20 protein-coding genes and 1 pseudogene are annotated in these 22,794 nt (G+C 66.2%); 12 read left to right on the forward strand and 9 right to left on the reverse strand.

The window, feature by feature from the left end:
- Window positions 1–150 precede the first annotated feature (150 nt).
- Both DNK06_RS04050 and DNK06_RS04060 read left to right on the forward strand, forming a co-directional pair.
- The gene (locus DNK06_RS04050; protein ID WP_131178760.1) at window positions 151–1,464 is read left to right on the forward strand and encodes a CitMHS family transporter; all 1,314 of its coding nucleotides are present in this window, start codon (window positions 151–153) and stop codon (window positions 1,462–1,464) included.
- A gap of 327 nt (window positions 1,465–1,791) precedes the next feature.
- Window positions 1,792–1,947 (forward strand): annotated as a pseudogene (locus DNK06_RS04060) (UDP-N-acetylmuramate:L-alanyl-gamma-D-glutamyl-meso-diaminopimelate ligase); the annotation flags it as partial.
- A 64-nt stretch (window positions 1,948–2,011) separates the two neighbouring features.
- Here the strand turns inward: DNK06_RS04060 and DNK06_RS04065 are convergent.
- The 5 genes from DNK06_RS04065 to DNK06_RS04085 all read right to left on the reverse strand — a co-directional run bounded on the left by DNK06_RS04065 (window position 2,012) and on the right by DNK06_RS04085 (window position 8,916).
- Complete coding sequence (locus DNK06_RS04065) at window positions 2,012–3,193, reverse strand: acetyl-CoA C-acetyltransferase (RefSeq protein ID WP_131174940.1); 1,182 nt, start codon at window positions 3,191–3,193, stop codon at window positions 2,012–2,014.
- Between the two features lie 88 nt (window positions 3,194–3,281).
- Window positions 3,282–5,054 carry an acyl-CoA dehydrogenase C-terminal domain-containing protein gene (locus DNK06_RS04070; RefSeq protein ID WP_131178762.1) on the reverse strand — a complete coding sequence of 591 codons (1,773 nt, stop codon included), beginning with the start codon at window positions 5,052–5,054 and terminating at the stop codon, window positions 3,282–3,284.
- 75 nt (window positions 5,055–5,129) lie between these two features.
- On the reverse strand, window positions 5,130–6,794 hold the full coding sequence (locus DNK06_RS04075; protein ID WP_131178763.1) for a cation acetate symporter: 1,665 nt from the start codon (window positions 6,792–6,794) through the stop codon (window positions 5,130–5,132).
- A complete protein-coding gene (locus tag DNK06_RS04080) occupies window positions 6,791–7,117 on the reverse strand; it encodes a DUF485 domain-containing protein (protein WP_131178764.1) in 327 nt (108 codons plus the stop codon). Before DNK06_RS04080 ends, DNK06_RS04075 begins: the two co-directional genes overlap by 4 nt.
- Before the next feature lie 176 nt (window positions 7,118–7,293).
- On the reverse strand, window positions 7,294–8,916 hold the full coding sequence (locus tag DNK06_RS04085; RefSeq protein ID WP_131178765.1) for an acyl-CoA synthetase: 1,623 nt from the start codon (window positions 8,914–8,916) through the stop codon (window positions 7,294–7,296).
- Window positions 8,917–9,145: 229 nt separating this feature from the next.
- Between DNK06_RS04085 and DNK06_RS04090 the strand changes: the two genes are divergently transcribed.
- Complete coding sequence (locus DNK06_RS04090) at window positions 9,146–11,422, forward strand: PAS domain-containing sensor histidine kinase (protein WP_131174935.1); 2,277 nt, start codon at window positions 9,146–9,148, stop codon at window positions 11,420–11,422.
- Window positions 11,423–11,489: 67 nt separating this feature from the next.
- Window positions 11,490–12,134, forward strand: coding sequence for a response regulator transcription factor (locus tag DNK06_RS04095; RefSeq protein ID WP_131178766.1), 645 nt, complete (start codon window positions 11,490–11,492; stop codon window positions 12,132–12,134).
- Between the two features lie 9 nt (window positions 12,135–12,143).
- Here DNK06_RS04095 and DNK06_RS04100 read toward each other — a convergent pair whose 3' ends face one another.
- Together DNK06_RS04100 and DNK06_RS04105 are read right to left on the reverse strand one after the other, a co-directional pair.
- On the reverse strand, window positions 12,144–12,785 hold the full coding sequence (locus DNK06_RS04100) for an oxidoreductase (RefSeq protein WP_131178767.1): 642 nt from the start codon (window positions 12,783–12,785) through the stop codon (window positions 12,144–12,146).
- A 132-nt stretch (window positions 12,786–12,917) separates the two neighbouring features.
- Window positions 12,918–14,624: a C13 family peptidase gene (locus DNK06_RS04105; RefSeq protein WP_131178768.1), complete on the reverse strand. Its 1,707-nt coding sequence runs from the start codon at window positions 14,622–14,624 to the stop codon at window positions 12,918–12,920.
- 206 nt (window positions 14,625–14,830) lie between these two features.
- On the opposite strand from DNK06_RS04105, the gene DNK06_RS04110 reads away from it, so the two are divergent.
- Genes DNK06_RS04110 through DNK06_RS04120 form a run of 3 tightly spaced genes read left to right on the forward strand, consistent with a single transcriptional unit; the run spans window position 14,831 to window position 16,508 of the window.
- A complete protein-coding gene (locus DNK06_RS04110) occupies window positions 14,831–15,193 on the forward strand; it encodes a CidA/LrgA family protein (protein ID WP_131178769.1) in 363 nt (120 codons plus the stop codon).
- The gene (locus DNK06_RS04115) at window positions 15,190–15,906 is read left to right on the forward strand and encodes an LrgB family protein (protein ID WP_131178770.1); all 717 of its coding nucleotides are present in this window, start codon (window positions 15,190–15,192) and stop codon (window positions 15,904–15,906) included. The genes DNK06_RS04110 and DNK06_RS04115 overlap by 4 nt, the downstream gene beginning before the upstream one ends.
- A gap of 8 nt (window positions 15,907–15,914) precedes the next feature.
- Window positions 15,915–16,508: an LON peptidase substrate-binding domain-containing protein gene (locus DNK06_RS04120; protein ID WP_131178771.1), complete on the forward strand. Its 594-nt coding sequence runs from the start codon at window positions 15,915–15,917 to the stop codon at window positions 16,506–16,508.
- Here DNK06_RS04120 and DNK06_RS04125 read toward each other — a convergent pair.
- Window positions 16,502–17,818 (reverse strand): bifunctional DedA family/phosphatase PAP2 family protein, encoded by a 1,317-nt coding sequence (locus DNK06_RS04125; protein WP_131178772.1) that lies wholly within the window; start codon window positions 17,816–17,818, stop codon window positions 16,502–16,504. The two genes, DNK06_RS04120 and DNK06_RS04125, sit on opposite strands and share 7 nt — an antisense overlap.
- A gap of 65 nt (window positions 17,819–17,883) precedes the next feature.
- Window positions 17,884–18,087: a hypothetical protein gene (locus DNK06_RS04130; RefSeq protein WP_131178773.1), complete on the reverse strand. Its 204-nt coding sequence runs from the start codon at window positions 18,085–18,087 to the stop codon at window positions 17,884–17,886.
- Between DNK06_RS04130 and DNK06_RS04135 the strand changes: the two genes are divergently transcribed.
- From DNK06_RS04135 to mrdA, 5 genes are read left to right on the forward strand one after another with little or no spacing between them, the layout of a single operon-like run.
- Window positions 18,086–19,351: a glutamate-5-semialdehyde dehydrogenase gene (locus tag DNK06_RS04135; protein WP_131178774.1), complete on the forward strand. Its 1,266-nt coding sequence runs from the start codon at window positions 18,086–18,088 to the stop codon at window positions 19,349–19,351. The two genes, DNK06_RS04130 and DNK06_RS04135, sit on opposite strands and share 2 nt — an antisense overlap.
- Window positions 19,351–19,995, forward strand: a complete 645-nt coding sequence (gene nadD / locus DNK06_RS04140; RefSeq protein WP_131178775.1) for a nicotinate-nucleotide adenylyltransferase — start codon at window positions 19,351–19,353, stop codon at window positions 19,993–19,995. Before DNK06_RS04135 ends, nadD begins: the two co-directional genes overlap by 1 nt.
- 42 nt (window positions 19,996–20,037) lie before the next feature.
- A complete protein-coding gene (rsfS, locus tag DNK06_RS04145) occupies window positions 20,038–20,397 on the forward strand; it encodes a ribosome silencing factor (protein WP_131178960.1) in 360 nt (119 codons plus the stop codon).
- Window positions 20,398–20,409: 12 nt separating this feature from the next.
- Entirely contained in the window at window positions 20,410–20,877 is a 468-nt protein-coding gene (gene rlmH, locus DNK06_RS04150) for a 23S rRNA (pseudouridine(1915)-N(3))-methyltransferase RlmH (protein WP_131178776.1), read from the forward strand.
- Between the two features lie 12 nt (window positions 20,878–20,889).
- Window positions 20,890–22,794, forward strand: coding sequence for a penicillin-binding protein 2 (gene mrdA / locus DNK06_RS04155; RefSeq protein ID WP_131178777.1), 1,905 nt, complete (start codon window positions 20,890–20,892; stop codon window positions 22,792–22,794).

The following is a 22,794-nucleotide window of genomic DNA, read 5'->3' on the forward strand; positions in this document are numbered from 1 at the left end:
CGTTATTTCGTAGGCGAATCTTACATATTCACTGACAAAACATGGTTTGACGATGCGTTGGGTAAAGGTTGCTGAAAGGTTCGGCTTCTAGAATCCGCGCCTCTTGTCGTGCCTGCACCGACTAACACAAGAAAAAGAGGAGAAATCGGTTTGTTGACCCTGATTGGCCTGTTGACCATCGTCTGCCTGGTTGCACTGTTGCTTAGCGGGCGTATGTCGCCCGTACTGCCGTTGATCGTGGTGCCATTGCTGGGCGCGCTCTGTGCGGGTTTTGGCCCGGAAGAAATTTCCGGATTCTTCACCGATGGCGTCAGCCGGGTGATAGCCATCGCCACCATGTTCATCTTCGCCATCACCTTCTTCGGCGTGCTGCAGGACACCGGCCTGTTTCGCCCGATCATCGGGTTCATGGTCAAGCTGACCCGCGGCAACGTAATCGCCGTGGCGGTCGCCACGGCGATCATCGGTATGCTGGCCCATCTCGACGGTGCTGGCGCTACCACCTTCCTGCTGACCATTCCTGCCTTGCTACCGCTTTACAAGCAGTTGCGCATGAGCCCGTACCTGATGTTGATGCTGCTGGCCACCGGCGCCGGCATTCTCAACATGGTGCCTTGGGCAGGGCCCCTGGGCCGCTCGGCGGCGGTCACTGGGCTGGACGTGACGGAGCTGTGGCGGCCATTGCTGGCCATTCAGGGCGTCGGTGTGGTGTTGCTGGTGGCGCTGTCCGCTTTGCTTGGCTGGCGCGAGCAGCGCCGTATCGCAGCAACCGGCGGCACCGTGGTGGACGACGGTGAAGTGGATCACGTGGGCAATCCTGGCGAGATCAGTGATGAAGAGCTCGCGCTCGAACGGCCCGGGCGGATGTGGATCAACGCCGGTCTGTTCCTGCTGGTACTCGTGGCGCTGTTCACGGGCGTGTTGCCGGCTGGCTATGTGTTCATGATCGGCTTGAGCCTGGCGCTGCTGATCAACTACCCCAATGGCAAGTTGCAGATGCAGCGCATCGCGGCCCACTCGGCAGCGGCGTTGGGAATGGGCATGATCATTCTCGCCGCGGGTTCGATGCTCGGGATTCTTGCCGGCACCGGCATGCTCACGTCCATCGCTCAGGATCTGGTCAGGGTGTTGCCCGCCAGCATGGTTGGCCAGTTGCATATCATCCTGGGGATCTTCGGTTTCCCGATGGAGTTCCTGCTCAATACCGACGCCTATTACTTCGGCTTGCTGCCGGTGGTCATGGAAGTGGTCGAGAACCATGGCGTCGCGGCACCGAGCGTGGTCTATGCGCTGATGATCGGCAATATCATCGGTACTTTCATCAGCCCGTTCTCACCCGCGCTGTGGCTGGCGCTCGGTCTGGCCAGGCTGGAGATGGGCAAGCACATCCGCTATTCGTTCTGGTGGATGTGGGGCTTCTCGCTGGTGCTGTTCGGCGTTGCCTGGACGCTTGGCCTGTTCTGAGTGCACGCGACACCGGCTGTGCGTTGTCGATGCTGAGCAGGTCAGGGCCTGGGATCTGTTGACGTTTCAGCACGACCGCGCCGGAGCCCGTTTTGCCGCGAGGCAAGGCACGAGCCGCGAAGTCTGGCTGGCCAAATGAGCCGGCGAGAAACGCAGGGGAGCCCAGCCCTTCGGGTGGGGCTGCCTAGGTTGCGCGGGAGGCCGACCGGCAGCACCCAGCCAGCGGCACCGCGTTTGAGCTGGCGTTGCTGGAAGTAGTCGCTACCGACCTGCTGGACGCCGGTACAGACCACCGGCGATGGCGGACAGTGGCAGGCGCGCCATGTCGGTGTCGTGCCGATCCGGGTCTGCGACTCGCTGGAGGCGATCATCGCTGGGGGCAAGGCCGAAGCCCGAGCCGGTGTCCAGGTGGTGATCATGAGCAACGGCGGTTTCGGTGGCCTGCATGGCAAGCCGGCTGCCGCTCTGGATCTGGAGGCTTGAGCATGGCTGGCCCCGAACGCATCACTCTGGCCATGACGTCGCAGTCAAGCCCCGGCTGGGCCGCTCAATCGCGCTCCACCGCCAGCGCCACGCCCTGGCCGCCGCCGATGCACAGGGTGGCCAGGCCCTTCTTCGCATCGCGCCGGCGCATCTCGTGGAGCAGGCTGACCAGGATACGGCAGCCGGACGCGCCGATGGGATGGCCGAGGGCGATGGCGCCGCCGTTGACGTTGACCTTGCCGCTGTCCCAGCCCAGCTCGCGGCCGACCGCGATGGCCTGGGCGGCGAAGGCTTCGTTGGCCTCCACCAGGTCGAGTTGTTCCAGGCTCCAGCCGGCCTTGTCCAGGGCCTTGCAGGTGGCGAACACCGGGCCGATGCCCATGATCGCCGGATCGACCCCGGCGCTGGCCTGGGCCTTGATGCGCGCCAGTACCGGCAGGCCGAGGCTGGCGGCCTTTCCGGCACTCATCAGCAGCACGGCGGCGGCGCCGTCGTTGAGGGTCGAGGCGTTGCCGGCGGTGACGCTGCCATCGCGCTTGAACGCGGGGCGCAGCGTGGCCAGGGACGCGGCGCTGGTGTCGGGGCGCGGTTGCTCGTCCTGCTGGAAGATCACCGTCTCGCCGTAGCGCTGGGGAATCTCGACCGGGGTGATCTCATCCGTGAAGCGTCCGGCCTCGATCGCCGCGCAGGCGCGCTGCTGGGAGCGGGCGGCGAAGGCATCCTGCTCGTCGCGGCCGATGCCATATTGTTCGGCCAGGTTCTCCGCGGTGATGCCCATGTGGTAGTCGTTGAAGGCGTCCCACAGGCCGTCCTGCAGCATGCTGTCGATCGCCTTGGCGTGGCCCATGCGCAGCCCCGTGCGGGCGCCGGGCATGAGGTAGGGCGACAGGCTCATGTTCTCCTGGCCACCGGCGATCACCACCTCGGCGTCGCCGCAGGCGATGGCCTGGGCGCCCAGGTGCACGGCCTTGAGGCCGGAGCCGCAGACCTTGTTCAGGGTCAGCGCCGGCACGGTGTGCGGCAGGCCGGCCTTGAGCGCGGCCTGGCGTGCGGGGTTCTGCCCGCTGCCGGCGGTGAGCACCTGGCCGAGGATCACTTCGTCCACCTGCTCGCCGGGCAGGCCGCTGTCGGCCAGCAGCCGGCGGATCACCGCGGCGCCGAGCTCCGGCGCGGGAATGCGGCTCAGGGAGCCCTGGAAGGTGCCGATGGCGGTACGGGTGGCGGCAACTATGACGACGTCACGCATGGGGTTTCCTCGTGGGGTGCGGCGTGCGCACCGGGCGGTTCGAATAAAAAGGCGCGGCATCTCTCGGGCAGTGATGCCGCGCAAACGCTCAGAACTGTTCGGCGCTCATCCCATAGAGCGGCGCGCTGCCGGCGCGGATGCTCGCTTCCAGGCTCAGGGTGCGTGGCAGCAGGCGGGCGAAGTAGAACGCGGCGGTGGCCAGCTTGGCGCCATAGAAGGCCGGGTCGTCATCGCGCCGGGCCTCGGCCACCGCGGCCATGCGCGCCCACATGTAGGCGTAGGCCACGTAGCCGAACAGGTGCAGGTAGTCCACCGAGGCGGCGCCGACCGCGTTGGGGTCGGCCTTGGCCTGTTCCAGCAGCCAGCCGCTGAGCGTTTCCAGGCGTTCCAGGGCCTGGCTCAGCTCGCTGCCATAGGCTGTGCCGGGGTGCTGGGCGAAGTGGCGGATTTCTCTGGCGAACAGGCGCAACGCGGCGCCGCCGTTGGCGATCACCTTGCGCCCGAGCAGGTCGAGGGCCTGGATGCCGTTGGTGCCTTCGTAGATCTGCGCGATGCGCACGTCGCGCACCAGCTGTTCCTGGCCCCATTCGCGGATATAGCCGTGGCCGCCGAATACCTGCTGGCCATGGATGCAGCTTTCCAGGCCGCTGTCGGTGAAGAACGCCTTGGCCACCGGGGTGAGCAGGGCGACCAGGGCGTCGGCGGCCTGTCGCTCGTCGGCATCGGCGGAGAACTTGCTCAGGTCGAGCTGCTGGCCGACGTAGCTGGCGAAGGCGCGCCCGCCTTCGCTCATGGCGCGCATGGTCAGCAGCATGCGGCGCACGTCCGGGTGCACGATGATCGGGTCGGCGACCTTGTCCTGGGCCTGCGCGCCGCTCGGCGCGCGGCTCTGCAGGCGCTCGCGGGCGTAGGCCGCGGCGTTCTGGTAGGACGCCTCGGCGCAACCGATGCCCTGGATGCCGATGGACAGGCGCTCGTAGTTCATCATCGTGAACATCGCCGCCAGGCCGCGGTTTTCCTCGCCGATCAGGTAGCCGGTGGCGCCATCGAAGTTCATCACGCAGGTGCTCGAGGCCTTGATGCCCATCTTGTGCTCGATGGAACCACAGCTCACCGCGTTGCGCGCACCGAGGCTGCCGTCGGCGTTGACCAGGAGCTTGGGCACCAGGAACAGCGAGATGCCTTTCGGCCCGGCCGGCGCGCCCGGCAGCTTGGCCAGCACCAGGTGGACGATGTTCTCGGTCAGGTCGTGCTCGCCGCCGGTGATGAAGATCTTGCTGCCGCTGATCGCATAGCTGCCGTCGGCCTGAGCCTCGGCGCGGGTTCTGATGATGCCCAGGTCGGTGCCGGCATGGGCTTCGGTCAGGCACATGGAGCCGGCCCAGCGGCCCTCGTACATCGGCGGCAGGTAGGTGCTCTTCAGCGCTTCGCTGGCGTGGGCGTCGATCGCCAGGCAGGCGCCGGAACTCAGCGCCGAATACAGGGCGAAGCTGGAGCCGGCGGCGTAGAGCATTTCCTCGAACTGCACGGCGAGCATCTTGGGCATGCCCATGCCGCCGTAGGCGGGGTTGCCGGACAGCCCGACCCAGCCGCCGCCGATATAGGTGGCGTAGGCCTCCTTGAAGCCCTGGGGCGTGGTGACGATACCGTCTTGCCAGTGCGCGCCTTCCTCGTCGCCGCTGCGGTTGAGCGGGGCGATCAGCGTGCCGGTGACCTTGGCCGCTTCTTCGAGGATGGCGTCGGCAGTGGCGGCATCCACCGTCTCGGCCAGGGCCGGCAGGCGCGCCCACAGGCTCGGGGCGTCGAACACCTCATGCAGGACGAAACGCATGTCGCGCAGGGGGGCGTTGTAGTCGGGCATTGCTGTACCTCATGAACGAGCCAGGCGGGCTGCCTGGCGAGGGTTGTACGAGGGCGGGGCAGGCCCGCCCGGCATTCAGTGGCTGGAGGCGGCGGCCGCGCCCAGACCGGTCTGGGCGCGCACGAACTGGTCGTCGAAGGCGGCGCGCTCGCGGGCGGCGCGGGCGCTGCGATCGAGCCTGGAGACCACCACGATCACCAGGAACGCCAGCGGCATGGAGAACAGCGCCGGGTGGTCGTAGGGGTAGATCGCCTCGGCGTTGCCCAGTACCGCCACCCACACCGCCGGCGACAGGATCACCAGCACCAGGGCGGTGACCAGTCCGGCGAAGCCGCCGGCCAGGGCGCCCTGGGTGGTCAGATCCTTCCAGTACATGGCCATGATCAGCACCGGGAAGTTGGTGGAGGCGGCGATGCCGAAGGTCAGGCCGACCAGGAAGGCGACGTTCTGCTGCTCGAACAGGATGCCCAGGCCGATGGCGACGATGCCCAGGCCGACGGTGGCGATGCGGGTCACGCGCATCTCGTCCTTCTCGCTGGCCGTACCCTTCTTCCAGACGGTGGCGTAGAGGTCGTGGGAGATCGCCGAGGCGCCGGCCAGGGCCAGGCCGGCGACCACCGCGAGGATGGTGGCGAAGGCCACGGCGGAGAGGAAGCCGAGGAACAGGTTGCCGCCCACCGCCTTGGCCAGGTGCATGGCCACCATGTTGCCGCCGCCGATCAGCGCGCCGGCGGTATCGCCGCCGACGAAGAACTGCGGGTCGCTGCCGACGATGACGATGGCGGCGTAGCCCAGCACCATCACCACCAGGAAGAAGAAGCCGATGAAGCCGGTGGCGTAGAACACCGATTTGCGCGCTTCCTTGGCGTTGGGCACGGTGAAGAAGCGCATCAGGATGTGCGGCAGGCCGGCGATGCCGAACACCAGGCCGAGGGACAGCGAGGCGGCGTTGATCGGGTCGGCGAGCATGCTGCCCGGGCCCATGATGTCCCAGCCGATGGCGTGCGCCTCGACCGCGCGGGCGGCCAGGGTCTCCAGGCTGAAACCGAACTCGGCCAGGGCCAGGCCGGCCAGGGTGGTGCCGCCGACTAACAGCAGCACGGCCTTGATGATCTGCACCCAGGTGGTGGCGATCATGCCGCCGAAGATCACGTAGACCAGCATCAGCACGCCGACCACCATCACCGCGGTGCTGTAGTCGAGGCCGAACAGCAGCTTGATCAACTGGCCGGCGCCGACCATCTGCACCACCAGGTAGCAGCACACCACGGTCAGCGAGCCGAACGCGGCGAAGGTGCGGATGCGGGTCTGGTCGAGGCGGTAGGAGACGATGTCGGCGAAGGTGTAGCGGCCCAGGTTGCGCAGGCGTTCGGCCATCAGAAAGGTGATGATCGGCCAGCCGACGAAGAACGCCACGGTGTAGATGAAGCCGTCGTAGCCCCTGGCGAACACCAGGCTGGACAGGCCCAGCAGGGTGGCGGCGGACATGTAGTCGCCGGCGATCGCCAGGCCGTTCTGGAAGCCGCTGATGCCGCCGCCGGCGGTGTAGAAGTCGGAGGTGGACTTGGTCTGCCGCGCGGCCCACCAGGTGATCGCCAGGGTGCCCATGACGAACACGAAGAACATGGCGATGGCGTGCAGGTTCAGCGGCTGCTTGTCGGCCAGCGCCGGCGCGGCGCTGGCGGCCAGTGGCAGCAGGCCGAGCAGGGCGGCGCTGCCGATGAGGAGGCGGCGGTTCATTGCAGATCCTCCAGCAGTTCGGCGCCGAGCGCGTCGAAACGGGTGTTGGCGACGCGCACGTACCAGCCGGTGAGCAGCCAGGACAGCACGATGACCGCGGCGGCGGCGGGGATGCCGACGGTCAGCTGGCTGCCGCTGCCCAGCGGCGCATGCAGCCACTGCGGGGCGAACGCCACCACCAGCATGAACAGGTAGTAGCCGCCCAGCACCAGGGCGGTCAGCGACCAGGCCAGCCGCGCGCGGCTGCGCGCCAGTGCCTGGAACTTGGGGTTGGCGCGGATGCGCTCGCAACTCTGCGCGTGGGACAGTTCGGGTCGGTTCATTGTGCGGCTCCTTTGTTTTTGTTGTAGCCAGGCCCGCCGCGGGTGGCGGGCCGACACGCTGTGGTCATTCGATAAAAGGCGCTTGGACGGAAAAAACCGGCTTTCCAGCGGCTTCGTGCCGCTTGTCGTGCCGCTTCCAGCCTTTCAGCGCTGTTTTCGGTTGTTTGCGCTGCGCCTCAGAGGGCCCTGGCCATGTCGCGCAGGACGAACTTCTGGATCTTGCCGGTGCTGGTCTTCGGCAATTGGGTGAAGACCACCGTGCGTGGCACCTTGAAGCTGGCCAGGTGCTCGCGACAGAAAGCGATGATGTCGGCTTCGCGCACGCCCTGCTGGTCGGCCTTGGCGGTGATGAAGGCGCATGGCGTCTCGCCCCACTTCTCGTCGGGGCGGGCGACCACGGCCGCTTCCAGCACCGCCGGGTGGCGGTAGAGCACGCCCTCGACCTCGATGGTGGAGATATTCTCGCCGCCGGAGATGATGATGTCCTTGAGCCGATCCTTGATTTCCACGTAGCCGTCCGGGTGGCACACGGCCAGGTCGCCGGTGTGGAACCAGCCACCCTCGAAGGCTTCGGCGGTGGCGCTGGGATTCTTCAGGTAGCCCTTCATCACGGTGTTGCCGCGCATGAAGATCTCGCCGATGGTCTGGCCGTCGCGCGGAGTCGGTTCGAGGGTCTTGGGGTCGGCGACCATCACCCCCTCCAGGGTCGGGTAGCGCACCCCCTGGCGGGCCTTGATCTCGGCGCGCTGCTCCAGCGGCAGCTCGTCCCACTCGGCGTGCCAGGCGCACAGGGTGACCGGGCCGTAGACCTCGGTGAGGCCATAGACGTGGGTGACCTTGATGCCCATTTCCTCCACGGCGCCGATCACCTTGGCCGGCGGCGCGGCACCGGCGACCATGGCCTGAACCGGATGGTCGATGGCCGCCTTGGCCTCGGCCGGCATGTTCACCAGGGCATTGAGCACGATGGGCGCGCCGCACAGGTGGGTGACCTGCTCGTCGCGGATCAGGGTGAGGATCTTCTGCGGGTCGACCCGGCGCAGGAACACGTGCACGCCGGCCAGCGCGGTGATGGTCCAGGGGTAGCACCAGCCGTTGCAGTGGAACATCGGCAGGGTCCACAGGTACACCGGGTGGTTGCCCATGGCCCAGGTCATCTGGTTGCCCATGGCGTTGAGGAAGGCGCCGCGGTGGTGGTAGACCACGCCCTTGGGGTTGCCGGTGGTGCCGGAGGTGTAATTGAGCGAGATGGCGTCCCATTCGTCGCCCGGCCACGACCAGGCGAACTGCGGGTCGCCTTCGGCCAGCAGCGCTTCGTAGTCGAGGTCGCTGACCGCCTGGCCTTCGCCGTACTCGGGATCGTCCACGTCGATCACCAGCGGCGGGTGGTCGAGCATGCCGATGGCGGCGTGGATCACGTCGAAGAACTCGCGGTCGGCGATCAGCACCTTGGCCTCGCCGTGCTGCAGCATGAAGGCGATGGCCTCGGCATCCAGGCGCACGTTGAGGGTGTTGAGCACCGCGCCGATCATCGGCACGCCGAAATGTGCCTCGAGCATGGCGGGGATGTTCGGCAGCATCACCGCCACCGTATCGCCCTTGCCGATGCCGCGTCCGGCCAGGGCCGACGCCAGGCGCCGGCAACGGACGTAGGTCTCGGCCCAGTTGCGGCGGATCGAGCCGTGGATCACGGCGGGGTAGTTCGGATAGACGCTGGCGGTACGCTCGATGAAGCTGAGCGGAGACAGGGCGATATGGTTCACGGCGGCAGGGGCGAGACCCTGTTCAAAGATCGACATGCTGGGCACCCGGTGGCTGATTGTTAGCTCTTTATGTCCGATGCTCCTCGGCTGTTCCGGGAGCTCGGTTAGGTATTCAGGGTGCTTTATATATCAATCTCGGCCGTGTATGGAAGTAGTACCTGAGTATTATAGTATATCTACTATATTTGATGGCGTCGTGCTGAATGTATACAGCCATCCGCGCGGCGTGGCGATATGCTGGGCTCCCTTCGAGACAGGAGCCCCGATGACTCATACCCCGGTTCGCTTGCATACCTGGTTGCGCCTGCAGCGTGAAGGCGTGCCGCTGGCGGCCCGCGCCGACGCCCTGTGCCAGGCGCTGCGCGGCTGCCCCGAGGTGCGCCAGGCGTTCTACCTGAGCTGGCAGGAAGGCGCGCGTATCTACAGCCACGAGGGCAGCGCCCAGCACCTGCCGCCGGGCCAGGGCGATCCCATGCAGGCCAGCGACCAGGCGCTGTTCGAGCGGCTGGCCGACGAGGGGCGGATCGCCCTGGATCGGCTGCGCCTGCTCGACTGCTGGCTGTCCGGCCGCCTGCGCCGCGCGGCCATCAGCCATGGCCAGGTGTTCGACCTGGCGCTGCAGCCGGGCCAGGCCGGGCTGCTGCTGGTCGAGGTGCACGAAGGCGTGAGCCTCGACTGGCTGGGCTGGGTGGCGGAACTGCTGGGCACCCTGCTGGCCATGGCCAACGGCCTGCTGCGCGGTTCGCCGTTGCTGGGCCACGATCCGCAGCCGAGCCTGCTGCTGGACGCCCGGGCGCGCCCGCTGGAGCTGAATGCCGCGCTGCTGGCGCTGCTCGCCGAGCGGCCGTTGAACGAGGTGGCGGGCTTCCTGCCGGTGAACCACCGCTCGCTGGTGCGCGCCTGCCTGGCGCAGCGGCGGGCCATCGAGGAGGTGGAGGCCGAGTGTGGGGAACGCATCCTGATCTGGGTCTTCATTCCCGACCCGCAGGAGAACCGGGTGCTGGCCCGCTGCCGCGACGCCACCCGGGAGATTGGCGCTGAGCGCGAGGCGGCCAAGGCGCGGCGCCTGTACCGGCTGATCACCGAGAACACCACCGACCTGATTTCCCGGCACACCCCGGACGGGCGTTTCCTCGATGCGTCGCCAGCGTCCTGGACGCTGCTCGGCTACTGGCCGGAGTCGCTGCGCGGGCGGCCGGCCCAGGGCCTGTTCCATGCCCAGGATCTGGCGCAACTGGTGCAGCGCGCCCGCGATGCGCTGGAGCAGGACGGCTACCACACCATGACCTTCCGCATCCGCCACCGCGACGGCCACTATCTCTGGTTCGAGACCGCCAGCCGGGCCATCCGCGAAACCTATACCGGCGCGGTGGTCGAGGTGGTCAGCGTATCGCGGGACATCACCGCGCGGGTGCAGGCCGAAGAGAACAAGCGGCGCCTGGCCGAAGTGGTGGAAGCCAACACCGACCCGGTGCTGTTCCTCGACCCCGAGGGCCGGGTCACCTACCTCAATCCGGCCGCCCGGCGCATGCTCGAACTTGGCGACGGACAGGCGATGCCGACGCTCGCCGAGCTATTCGCCAGCGACGACCTGCAGCGCCTGCGGCACGCCGGCTGGAGCGCCGCCGAGCGAACCGGGGTGTGGAGCGACGACTGCCGCCTGCAGCCGCTGCACGGCGGCGTCTCGGTGCCGGTCTCGCTGGTGCTGCTGGCGCACCGGGCGGCGGGAGGCGAACGCTACTACTCGCTGGTGGCGCGCGACATGACCGAGCGCGAACTGCGCGAGGCGCAGCAGCGCCGGCACCAGGACGAGCTGGCGCATACCGCGCGCCTGGTGACCCTGGGCGAGCTGGCCTCGGGCATCGCCCATGAAATCAACCAGCCGCTGGCCGCCGTGGTCAATTACGCCAGCGCCAGCCAGCGCTACCTGCAGTCCCTGGGCCGCAACCCGCAGGCCGTCGAGCGCGTGGCCCAGGGCCTGCTGCGCATCACCGAACACGCCAACCACGCCTCCGCGGTGATCAAGCGGCTGCGCGCCTTCCTGCGCAAGGGCCAGCGGCGCATGCAGGCGCTCGACGTGGCCGAAGTGGCGCGCGAGGCGGTGCGCCTGTGCGCCTGGGAGGCCGGCGCCAGCCAGGTGCTGATCCAGGAGCGCTTGCCGGCCGGCCTGCCAACGGTGTACGCCGACCGGGTGCTGCTGGAGCAGGTGCTGCTCAACCTGCTGCGCAACGCCATCGACGCCAACCGCGAGGCGCACCCGGGTCAGGCCTCGGATATCCTGCTGGAGGCCACGGCAGCGGCCGACGGCGCCCTGCACGTCAGGGTCTGCGACCAGGGGCCGGGGCTTGGCGAGGACGAACTGCAGCGGATCTTCACCCCGTTCTACACCAGCAAGCCGGATGGCCTGGGGCTCGGGCTGTCGATGAGCCGCAGCATCGTCGAGGGCTTCGGCGGCGCGCTGGAGGCCCGGCCGTATCCGGGCGGCGGCCTGTGCCTGACCTGTCGCCTGCCGCCAGCACGCAGCGACGACGTGGATGCATGAGACAGGCCCCTGGCAGCGGCGGCGGCCGCCTGCCAGGGATCGCGGAAAACAATAAGAGGAATAACGGATGACCCTGCAACAGCAACAACTGGTCTATGTGGTCGACGACGACCAGGGCATGCTCGACTCGACCGTCTGGCTGTTCGAATCGGTCGGTCTCAAGGCTGTGCCCTTCACCAGCGGCCGTGCCTTTCTCGAGGCCTGCGACGCCAGCCTCAACGCCTGCGTGCTGCTCGACGTGCGCATGCCCGGCATGGGCGGGCTGAACGTGCAGGAGGAAATGCGCGCCCGCGGCCTCGACCTGCCGGTGATCTTCGTCAGCGGTCATGCCGACGTGCCGATCGTGGTGCGGGCGTTCAAGGCCGGCGCCCGCGACTTCATCGAAAAGCCCTACAACGAGCAACTGCTGCTCGACAGCGTGCAGCAGGCGCTCAGCAGCATCGACGCCAGGCGCTCCGGCAGCAGCGGCTACAGCCAGTTGCAGGAACGCCTGGCCAGCCTCACCCCGCGCGAGCGTGACGTGTTGCTGCCGCTGGTGCAGGGCTACACCAACCGCGAAATCGCCGAGCAACTGGCGATCAGCGTGAAGACCGTCGACCTGTATCGGGCGCGGGTGATGAAGCGCATGCAGGCCGAACGCCTCGCCGATCTGGTGGGCATGGCCATCGTCGCCGGGATGATCGATCCGCTCGACCCGCGCGCCCGGCTATGAAGGTCGCCCTCAGCGGCCCAGGCGGCGCAGTTCGTCCGACTCGACCACGCGCAGGCCCTGGTCTTCTTCGAGGGCCAGGCGCCACAGTGCACGGGCCAGGGCGGTCACGTCGATGGCGCGGTGCTTGCCTGGCAGCCAGCGCATGAACGGTGCTGCCAGGCGCTCGCCGAGGCGGAACTCGTTGCGCGGGCCAAGCAGCAGGGAAGGGCGAGCCAGGGTCAGTTGCGGCCAGCCCTGCGCTTTGAGGGCTTCCTCGGTTTCGCCCTTGATGCGGTTGTAGAACACCGAGGAACGCGGGTCGGCACCGATAGCGCTGACCACCAGCAGATGCCGCGCGCCCAGCTCCAGGGCGCGCTTGGCGAACGCCACCACCAGATCGTGATCGACCGCGCGGAAGGCATCTTGCGATCCCGACTGTTTGATGGTGCTGCCCAGGCAGCAGAAGGCGGTATTCACCGGGCCATTGAGCGTGGGCAACAGGTCGAGCAGTTCCCCGACCGGGTTTTCCAGATGGGGATGTTCGGCCAGCGGCCTGCGACTCGGAGCCAGCACACGCTCGACGGTGGGTTCGTTGAGCAAGCGATCCAGCAGGTGCTCGCCGGTCATGCCGGAGGCGCCTGCCAGAAGAATGTGCTGGGGTGTCAGGTACATGGTCGATCCTCGACTGCTGTTTCGATTCTTGGCTCTGTACGAAAAGTACCTGCACTCGGTGATTTTTCCTACAGACATAGGATCCGTTGACGTTTCAACGCGGCTTGCGCTGAAACGCCAACAGACCCTGATTTAGGGAGCTGCGGCCGATTTATCGTTCACGGCCGCTTCGCTTGGTTGCTGACGCAGTGCATTCCAGTGCTTCAGTACGGCAGGCGGAGCCCATATCTGCGGCTCGGACGGCTCGAAACCATCGGTCTGTTCGCGTTCTGCGACGGCAGCGCTGGCCAGATCGAACGCGCGTTGCAGGTCGTCCGTCTGCTGCAGCGCCTCGGCGAACAGCGCCCGACCGAAATAGGTGAAGTCGGCTTCTTCGGAGCAGCCGAACGACACCCGGTCAGCGCGTGCGGCGGTCATCAGCAGGGTCTTGTCGTCCTTCAGGGCCGGGATGAAGCCTCCGGAGTAGCAGGCGGAAATCACCACCACCTTGTGCCGGTCGGCCAGCGGTTGCAACAGCGTGGCCAACTCGTCGGCGGGCAGATCGGCCAGCTGCAGGCGTGGCTGATCCAGGTTCAGTTCATGGCCGCGCGAACCGTGGCTGGTCAGGTAGATGAACACCAAGTCTTCCGGGCCGCTGCGCTCGGCGATGGCCTGCACGGCGCGGCGCAGGTTTTCCCGGGTCGCCAGCGGGCGGTCGGCCAAGTGGTCGCGATGGTTGGCCAGGGTGATGCGACCATAGGCGGAGAAACGCTCGGAGAGCAGGTTTGCGACATAGTCGGCTTCGCGCAGGAACACGCTCTGCTTGCCGTCGCCGGCCAGCGTCAGGGCATAGAGTTCGCTGCGTGGGGTGGACTGTGGCAGCGCAGTGATGGCCTGGTCGAGCAGCTCGCCCTGTTTCAACAGGCCGATTTCGAGCGGATCCGGTAGGGCCTGGCCGTTTTCGTCACGTACCCGCAGGCCGCGTTGCCAGGTGCCCTGTTGGCGTGTGCCGTCGGCCAGGGTCAAAGTGCCTTCGCCGTGGAAGCGACCATTGGTGAAGCGGCCATCGAAGCGACTGCCATCCGCCTGTTGCAGGCGGCCTTCACCCTGGTAGCGCCAATCCCTGAATTGTCCCTGATAGCGGCTGCCGTCGCTGCCGGTGTATTCGCCCTGGCCGCTGAGGGAGCCTTCTACGAAAGTACCGCTCCAGATATCGCCCGTCACGCTCTGATAGCGGCCCTTGCCGTGGAACAGGCTGTCCTGCAATTCGCCGTCGTAGCTATCGCCTTCGCTGCTGCGGTAGTTGCCGGCGCCTTTGAGCTGGCCGCCCGCGAAATGGCCGGAGAGTTGGTTACCGAGTTCGTCCTCGCGCACGCCCTGGCCATCCGGCAGGCCTTTTACGAAGCGGCCCTGGAAACGACTGCCGTCTGCCTGCTCCAGAGTGCCCAGACCGTGGAAGCGGCCATCACGGAATTGTCCACGGTAGATCTGCCCGGCTTCCTCCAGAGTCCCTTCGCCACTGAAACGACCGTTGGCGAAACCGCCGCTGTATTGGCTGCCGTCGGCATTCTTCAGCGTGCCCTGGCCGTCGAAACTGCCCGCGCTGAATTCGCCAACATAATGTTCGCCGTTGGCGCCATGCCACTCACCGGCACCATGGCGCTGGCCATCGAGGAAGTGGCCGATGAACCAACTGCCGTCGGCGTAATCCAGGCGCCCTTTGCCCTGCAACAGGCCATCGACCACGTTGCCGTGGTAGCGCGAACCGTCGGGCAGGATGGCGTCGGGAGGCAGCAAGGGTGTGCTCTGGCCGCAGGCTGTGAGGAAAAGAATCAGGGCCAAAGGCGCGAGGCGGAACATGCGGGGCGTCCAGGTCGGGTGAGCGATATCGGCAGTATGCCGTAAAGCGTCTGGCGACGCCCAGGCAGGTAAAATGCGCGTGCTACTGCGTCGTGGCATGCGTTCGCACACTGTTAAGCCACCTGCGTTACCTGCCTATAATGGCCGCCTTAGTAAGGTGGTGCGTCCCGCTTGGGGTGCCTGCCCAGCGTCTGAGGGGAGTTTCCATGTTGCTTCGTGGCCTGTTCTGGCTGGTGCTGTGCCAACTGCTTGGCACGGCAATCAATGCACTGTTTCTACCGATGCTGCCAGGGCCGATTCTCGGCATGCTGCTGTTGGTGGTGTTTCTGCTCTGCCGCGGTGAGGTCGACGAGCCGATCCAGCAGGCCGCCAGCAGCCTGCTCAAGTACCTGCCGCTGCTGCTGGTGCCGCCGGCTGTGGGGGTGATGGCCTACGCCGAGGCGATCGTCGCCGATTTCTGGGCGGTGATCGGTGCGTTGGTGCTGTCGTTGATCCTGTCCCTGGTGTTCGCCGGCTGGATGATGCAGAAACTGATCGAGCGCCAGGCGCGCCGTCGGGGGGAAGGATGATGCTCGACTGGCATGCTGCCTGGATGGCCGTGACCCATCATCCGCTGTTTGGCGCGGGCATCACCCTGGGCGCCTATCAGTTGGCGATTGCCGCCTATGAGAAGACCCGCTGGGTATTCCTGCAGCCGGTGCTGGTGTCGACGATGCTGGTCATCGCCATTCTGTTGCTCTGCGGGTTGACCTTCACGGAATACAAAACCGGCGCCGAGGCGCTGACCGTTTTTCTCGGCCCGGCTACCGTCGCCCTGGCGGTGCCGCTGTACCTCAACCTCAGGCGTATCCGCCAGGTATTCTGGCCCACCGTGCTCACGTTGCTGATCGCCGGGGCGGTCGCGACCGCGCTCGGCGTCGCCCTGGCCTGGGTATTGGGCGCCGAGCACAATATGCTGATGAGCATGGCGCCCAAGTCGGTGACTTCGCCGATTGCCATGCTGGTCGCCAGCCAGATCGGCGGCCTGGCCGCGCTGGCTGCGGTGTTCGTGATGATCACTGGTGTGCTGGGGGCGATCATCGGGCCGTCACTGTTGCGCTGGTGCGGTGTGCGCCATCACGCTGCCCTGGGCATGGCCCTGGGTATGACCGCCCATGCGGTCGGCACCTCGCGGGCCATGCAGGAGAGCGAGGAGTGCGGTGCCTTCGCGGCCCTGGCCATGAGCCTGATGGGTGTGCTCACTGCCATCCTGTTGCCATTGGCTATCGTCTTTCTGAACTGAGAACCCCAATGACCCTACCTTTATTCCCGCTGCACACCGTCCTGTTTCCCGGCTGCGTGCTGGATCTGCAGATATTCGAAGCGCGCTACCTGGACATGATCAGCCGCTGCATGAAGCAGGGCGAAGGCTTTGGCGTGGTGTGCATCGTCGAGGGCGCAGAGGTGGGCGAGGCCGCCGAACGCATCGCCCAGATGGGCTGCGAGGCGATCATCAGCGATTTCCAGCAGCGCCCCAACGGCCTGCTGGGTATCCGGGTGCAAGGTGGCCGACGTTTTCGCGTCAAGCAGGCGCAGGTGCTGCCGGACAAGCTGACCCTGGCCCAGGTCGAATGGCTCGAAGAAGAGCCTCAACAGCCGCTGGACGAGGAGCATGCCGATCTGCTGGCGCTGCTTGGCGCGCTGGCCGAACACCCGATGGTCGCCAGCCTGGACATGGGCGGCAGTGCCGAAAGCCAGTCCGAACTGGCCAACAAGCTCGGCTACCTGCTGCCGTTCAACGCCGAGCAGAAGATCGCCTTGCTGGCCGAGCCGGACGCCGCGCAGCGCCTGGCCATGCTGCAGGATCTGGTCGAGCAGTTACAGGGCGACGGCCCTGCTCAATAGCGGTAGATCTCCACCCCTGCCGACATCCGCCACAGTGCCAGGCTGGTCAGCAGCACTACGCAGCTCGGCACGACCACCCCCCAGACCTTCGTCGGCAGCGGAGGCAGTGATGCATAGCGTTGCATCAGCGCCAGGCTCAGTGCGCACAGGCTGCTGGCCAGCAAGGCGCCGGCGATGATATCGCTCGGCCAATGCACACCCAGGTAGACACGCGACAGGGCGATGCTGAGTGCCGGTAGACAGGCGAGCAGTATCCAGGTCAGCCGCAGGCGGGCAGGTTGCCCGCGGCCGGCAAGCACGGCCGTGACCAGGAAGAACGCGAAGGCCGCCGAGCTGTGCCCGCTGGGAAAACTGTAGGTGCTCAGGGGCTCGAGCAACACATCGGGGCGCGCCCGCTCGAACAGTCCCTTGAGGGCGCCATTGGCCAGAGCGGTGCTGAGCATGGCGCCACTGGCGAACAGCAGGGCCTGCCATTTGCGGGCGAGCAGCAGCAGAACACAGAGCAGGATGGCGACCGCCAGTTGCACGTCGAAGTCACCGAAGTGGGTGATCAGTACCGCCACATGATCGAAGCGCGGATTGCGCTCCTCCTGGATCAGGGTCATCAGGCCCTGATCCAGCTGGATCAGGTGCGGCCAGCCGATGAACAGGGCGAGCAGCAGAATCGCGCCCAGGCCGGCAGCGATCAGGCTGGCCTGGTGCTGTTCGCGCAGGCTGCTCTGGATGGTGAGTATCAGGAGCAGTGCCAGACCGGCCGCGACGACGGCGGCCTGGGGCCAGAAGCCCGCTGGCAGAGGCAGGCGCAAGGCGGCACCGGCCGCCCAACCAGGCAGCAGATAGGCGATTGCCCAGCCAGCGGCGGCCAGCATGCTGACGGCGATGAAGCGGCCAATCGGCATGCTCAGCATGCCCGCGACCATTGGCAGCATCGGCCGCAGTGGGCCGATGTAGCGGCCGAGCAGCAGACTGGCGACGCCATAACGTTCGAAGTAGGTTTGCGCGCCGTTGAGCCACTGGGGGTGGCTGCGCAAGCCAGGCAAGCGGCGGATGTCCTGATGGAAGTAGCGGCCCAGGGCGTAGGAAATGGCGTCGCCGAGCAGGCCGCCGAAATACGCCAGCGCCAGGGTTTCCCACAGGCCCAGGGCACCGTTGCCGGCCATCACGCCAACGGCGAACAACAGCACCGTGCCGGGAACGATGATGCCGGCGATGGCCAGGCATTCGATGCAGGCGATCAGAAAGATCGCCAGGCCCAGCCACTGAGGGTTGGCCGCGAGCCAGGTCGTCAGACTATCGAGCCATTGGCTCATCGGTGGGCATCCTTCAGACGAGAGAACGCAGGCTTCGACCCATCCGTGTGGGAATGGGTTTCCTGTCATGTTGCGAAGCGCGGCAGATCATAGCAATTAGCTTCAAGCCAGAAGCTGGAAGAGCGCCGATTCACCTTTAACTTGAAGCTTGTGGCTTGCAGCTTGCAGCTTGCAGCTCGAAACAACCTTCTGCCAGGCGCCGCTGTGCGCGGGGCGGCATGACCGCTATAATCAGCAACTTTTTCCAACTGCCAGACCTGAGTTGCCATGACCGAGTCCGTGCTTGACTACATGACCCGCCTGGGCCGCGCCGCCCGCCAGGCTTCGCGCGTGCTCGCGCGGGCCAGCACCGCGCAGAAGAACCAGGCCCTGCAGGCCGCCGCCGCTGCGCTCGACGCCGCGCGCGCCGAGCTGAGTGCCGCCAACGAACTGGATCTGGCCGCCGGCCGCGCCAACGGCCTGGAACCGGCCATGCTCGACCGCCTGGCGCTGACGCCCAAGGTGATCGACAGCATGATCGAAGGCCTGCGTCAGGTCGCCACGCTGCCGGATCCCATCGGCGAGATCCAGGGCATGCGTTACCTGCCTTCCGGCATCCAGGTCGGCAAGATGCGTGTACCGCTGGGCGTGATCGGCATCATCTACGAGTCGCGGCCCAACGTGACCATCGATGCGGCCAGCCTGTGCCTGAAATCGGGCAACGCCACCATTCTGCGTGGCGGCTCCGAGGCGATTCATTCCAATCAGGCCATCGCCCGCTGCATCCAGGCAGGCCTGGCCGAAGCCGGTTTGTCGGCCAGTGCGGTGCAGGTCGTGGAGACCACGGATCGTGCCGCCGTCGGAGCGCTGATCACCATGCCCGAGTTCGTCGACGTGATCGTGCCGCGTGGCGGCAAGGGCCTGATCGAGCGCATCAGCCGTGAAGCCAAGGTGCCGGTGATCAAACACCTGGACGGGGTTTGTCACGTTTATGTCGACATCGCCGCTGACCTCGACAAGGCCATCCGCGTTTGCGACAACTCCAAGACCCAGCGTTACTCGCCGTGCAACACCATGGAAACCCTGCTGGTGCATGTCGATATCGCCGCGCGCGTGTTGCCGCCGCTGGCCGCCATCTACCGTGACAAGGGCGTCGAACTGCGCGGCGATGCGCAGACCCGCGCGCTGCTGGGCAGCGACGTGCTGGAAGCCAGCGAAGACGACTGGCATGCCGAGTACAACGCGCCGATCCTGGCGATCCGTGTGGTCGACTCGCTGGAGTCTGCCATCGAGCACATCAACACCTATGGTTCGCAGCACACCGACGCGATCATTACCGAGAACTTCAGTGATGCGCGGCGCTTCCTCACCGAGGTGGATTCCAGCTCGGTGATGGTCAACGCCTCGACGCGTTTCGCCGATGGTTTCGAGTATGGCCTGGGCGCGGAGATCGGTATTTCCACCGACAAACTGCACGCCCGCGGGCCGGTTGGCCTGTTGGGGCTGACCAGCGAGAAGTACGTAGTATTCGGCGACGGTCACGTGCGCACCTGATGGCGAGCCGCAAACGCATCGGACTGTTGGGCGGTACCTTCGATCCGGTGCACATCGGCCATCTGCGCGCAGCGCTGGAGGTGGTCGAGTTCATGGGGCTGGACGAGCTGCGGCTGATCCCCAGTGCACGTCCACCGCACCGGGAAACCCCTCAGGTTGGGGCGCAGGATCGCCTGGCGATGGTCGAGCAGGCAGTGGCGGGATTGCCGCAGTTGCAGGTGGATGACCGCGAGCTGCTGCGCGACAAACCGTCCTACAGTATCGACACCCTGGAGTCGCTGCGGGGCGAACTGGCAGCGGATGATCAGTTGTTTCTGATTCTGGGCTGGGATGCCTTTTGCGGTTTGCCAGCCTGGCACCGTTGGGACGAGCTGCTGCGCCACTGTCATATTCTGGTGCTGCAGCGCCCGGATGCCGACAGCGAGGCGAGCGAGCCGCTGCGTGACCTGCTGGCGGCACGCAATATTGCCGACCCACTGGCGCTCGACGGGCCGGCGGGGCAGATTTCTTTCATCTGGCAGACACCGCTGGCGGTGTCTGCCACCCAGATCCGTTCGCTGCTGGTGAGCGGCCGATCGGTGCGCTTTCTGGTGCCCGATGCGGTACTGGCTTATATCAATGCCCATGGACTGTACCGTGGGTAAATCGAACACGAGGCAAACGAGTTAGTTATGACGAAGCAAACCATGCACAGTGAAGACCTGGTCAAAGTGGCCATCGCAGCACTGGAAGAGATCAAGGCGCAGGACATCACCACCATCGATGTGCGCGAGAAGACCAGCATCACCGATTACATGGTGATCGCCAGCGGCACCTCCAGCCGTCACGTCAAGTCGCTGGTCGACAACGTGCTGGAAAAGACCAAGGAGCAGGGCGTGCGGCCGATCGGCAGCGAAGGCCTGGACAGCGGCGAATGGGCACTGCTCGACCTGGGCGATATCGTCGTTCACGTGATGCTGCCTACCGCTCGCCAGTTCTATGACCTGGAACGTCTGTGGCAGGGCGCCGAGCAGAGCCGTGCGCAGCAAGGCATCGAGCGCGAGTAAGGGCCGGCTGTCGTGCGCATCAAACTGATTGCGGTCGGCTCGCGCATGCCGCGTTGGGTCGAAGACGGCTGGCAGGAGTATGCCAAACGCATGCCGTCCGAGCTGTCCCTGGAACTGCTGGAAATTCCCCTGACCACGCGCGGCAAGAACGCCGACGTGGTGCGGATGATCCGCCAGGAAGGCGAAGCCATGCTGGCCAAGGTGCAGCCCGGGGAACGCATCGTCACCCTGGAAGTCGAAGGGCGGCCCTGGAGTACCGAGCAATTGGCGGTCGAACTCGACAAGTGGCGCCTGGATTCGCGCACCGTCAATCTCATGGTCGGCGGCCCGGAAGGGCTGGCGCCGGAAGTCCAGGCGCGTAGCGAACAGCGCTGGTCGCTGTCGCCATTGACCTTGCCTCACCCGCTGGTACGGATACTGGTCGGCGAACAGATTTATCGTGCCTGGACGGTGTTGTCCGGTCACCCTTATCACAAGTAGTCAGCGATCCCGATGCCCCAGCCGATTCGCCTCAAAGACCACGAAAAGGACGCGCGCCTCATCCGCAGACGCACGCTGGTCGGTGGCGTGCTTTTTCTGGTGCTGACCCTGGCGCTGATCGCCCGCATGTATTACCTGCAGGTGATCCAGTACGAGTACCACTCCACGCTGGCGGAGAACAATCGCATCCACGTGCAGCCGATCCCGCCGAACCGCGGGCTCATCTACGACCGCAACGGGGTGATCATTGCCGACAACCGGCCCAGCTTCAGTCTGACCCTTACCCGCGAGCGTGCCGGTGACTGGGAGCAGGTGCTGGACGTGATCGTCGAGGTGCTGCAGCTCACCCCCGATGATCGCGAATTGTTCGAGAGGCGTGTACGCCAGGGGCGGCGGCCGTTCGAGCCGGTGCCGGTGCTGTTCGAGCTCAGTGAAGAGCAGATCGCCCGGCTGGCGGTGAACCAGTTCCGCCTGCCTGGCGTCGAGGTGGTGGCCCAGTTGGTGCGCCACTATCCGCAGCGCGAGCATTTCGCCCACTCGGTCGGTTACGTGGGACGCATCAACGAGCGCGAGCTCAAGGAGCTCGACCCGGTGGAGTACAGCGGTACTCACCATATCGGCAAGACCGGCATCGAGCGTTTCTACGAAGATCAGTTGCACGGCAAGGTCGGTTACGAAGAGGTCGAGACCAACGCCCGCGGCCGCGTGTTACGCGTGCTCAATCGCACCGACCCGCTGCCCGGCAAGGACATCGTGCTGACCCTGGACGTGCACCTGCAGGAGGTTGCCGAGAATGCACTGGGTGGTCGGCGTGGCTCGGTGGTGGCAATCCAGCCGTCGACCGGCGAGGTGCTGGCCATGGTCAGCCAGCCCAGCTTCGACCCCAATCCGTTCGTCACCGGCATCAGCTTCAAGGCCTACGCCGACCTGCGCGATTCCATCGATCGGCCGTTGTACAACCGCGTGTTGCGCGGCCTCTACCCGCCGGGCTCGACGATCAAGCCAATGGTGGCCGTGGCGGGTCTGGATGCTGGCGTGATCACGCCGACTTCGCGCGTGTTCGACCCCGGCTTCTACCAACTGGCCAACCATAGCCACAAGTACCGCAACTGGAACCGCACTGGCGATGGCTGGGTAGATTTGAGCCTGGCCATTGCCCGCTCGAACGACACCTACTTTTACGATCTGGCGCACAAGCTCGGTATCGACCGGCTGCACGACTACATGAGCCGTTTCGGCCTCGGTCAGCGGGTATCGCTGGACATGTTCGAGGAAACCGCCGGCCTGATGCCGTCGCGCGACTGGAAGCGCGCCCGTTACCGCCAGCCCTGGTACCCCGGCGAAACGCTGATTCTGGGGATCGGTCAGGGCTACATGCAGACCACGCCGCTGCAACTGGCCCAGGCCACGGCGCTGGTGGCCAGTCGCGGCAAGTGGATTCGCCCGCACCTGGCCAAGAGCGTCGATGGCAAGATGCCTCTCGACGACAATCCGATTCCCGATATCCTGCTGCGCGATCCCAAGACCTGGGATTACGCGCGACTGGGCATGGAGCAGGTGATGCACGGCGCTCGGGGTACGGCGCGCAAGGTGGGCGACAGTGCCGCCTATCGCATCGCCGGCAAGAGCGGTACCGCCCAGGTGGTGGCGATCAAGCAGGGCGAGAAGTACGACCGCAACAAGGTGCAGGAGCGTCATCGTGACCATGCCTTGTTCGTCGCCTTCGCCCCGGCCGAGAACCCGCAGATCGTGGTGGCGGTGATGGTCGAGAACGGTGAGTCGGGCGGCGCTGTGGGCGCGCCGGTGGTCAAGCAGGTGATGGATGCCTGGCTGCTCGACGAGAACGGTCAACTCAAGGCCGAATACGCTACGCCAGGTGCCTCGGCACCGCTCAACGCAGAGGTGAAGCATCGATGA

Origin of the sequence: Phytopseudomonas daroniae (genome assembly GCF_004327285.1) — a bacterium.
GTDB classification, from domain to species: domain Bacteria; phylum Pseudomonadota; class Gammaproteobacteria; order Pseudomonadales; family Pseudomonadaceae; genus Aquipseudomonas; species Aquipseudomonas daroniae.

Bases quoted from the DNA above. Each gene is read 5' to 3' on its own strand.
- DNK06_RS04065 (WP_131174940.1), bottom strand. From the start codon at position 3,193: ATGCGTGACGTCGTCATAGTTGCCGCCACCCGTACCGCCATCGGCACC.
- DNK06_RS04070 (WP_131178762.1), bottom strand. From the start codon at position 5,054: ATGCCCGACTACAACGCCCCCCTGCGCGACATGCGTTTCGTCCTGCAT.
- DNK06_RS04075 (WP_131178763.1), bottom strand. From the start codon at position 6,794: ATGAACCGCCGCCTCCTCATCGGCAGCGCCGCCCTGCTCGGCCTGCTG.
- DNK06_RS04080 (WP_131178764.1), bottom strand. From the start codon at position 7,117: ATGAACCGACCCGAACTGTCCCACGCGCAGAGTTGCGAGCGCATCCGC.
- DNK06_RS04085 (WP_131178765.1), bottom strand. From the start codon at position 8,916: ATGTCGATCTTTGAACAGGGTCTCGCCCCTGCCGCCGTGAACCATATC.
- DNK06_RS04090 (WP_131174935.1), top strand. From the start codon at position 9,146: ATGACTCATACCCCGGTTCGCTTGCATACCTGGTTGCGCCTGCAGCGT.
- DNK06_RS04095 (WP_131178766.1), top strand. From the start codon at position 11,490: ATGACCCTGCAACAGCAACAACTGGTCTATGTGGTCGACGACGACCAG.
- DNK06_RS04100 (WP_131178767.1), bottom strand. From the start codon at position 12,785: ATGTACCTGACACCCCAGCACATTCTTCTGGCAGGCGCCTCCGGCATG.
- DNK06_RS04105 (WP_131178768.1), bottom strand. From the start codon at position 14,624: ATGTTCCGCCTCGCGCCTTTGGCCCTGATTCTTTTCCTCACAGCCTGC.
- DNK06_RS04110 (WP_131178769.1), top strand. From the start codon at position 14,831: ATGTTGCTTCGTGGCCTGTTCTGGCTGGTGCTGTGCCAACTGCTTGGC.
- DNK06_RS04115 (WP_131178770.1), top strand. From the start codon at position 15,190: ATGATGCTCGACTGGCATGCTGCCTGGATGGCCGTGACCCATCATCCG.
- DNK06_RS04120 (WP_131178771.1), top strand. From the start codon at position 15,915: ATGACCCTACCTTTATTCCCGCTGCACACCGTCCTGTTTCCCGGCTGC.
- DNK06_RS04125 (WP_131178772.1), bottom strand. From the start codon at position 17,818: ATGAGCCAATGGCTCGATAGTCTGACGACCTGGCTCGCGGCCAACCCT.
- DNK06_RS04135 (WP_131178774.1), top strand. From the start codon at position 18,086: ATGACCGAGTCCGTGCTTGACTACATGACCCGCCTGGGCCGCGCCGCC.
- DNK06_RS04130 (WP_131178773.1), bottom strand. From the start codon at position 18,087: ATGGCAACTCAGGTCTGGCAGTTGGAAAAAGTTGCTGATTATAGCGGT.
- nadD (WP_131178775.1), top strand. From the start codon at position 19,351: ATGGCGAGCCGCAAACGCATCGGACTGTTGGGCGGTACCTTCGATCCG.
- rsfS (WP_131178960.1), top strand. From the start codon at position 20,038: ATGCACAGTGAAGACCTGGTCAAAGTGGCCATCGCAGCACTGGAAGAG.
- mrdA (WP_131178777.1), top strand. From the start codon at position 20,890: ATGCCCCAGCCGATTCGCCTCAAAGACCACGAAAAGGACGCGCGCCTC.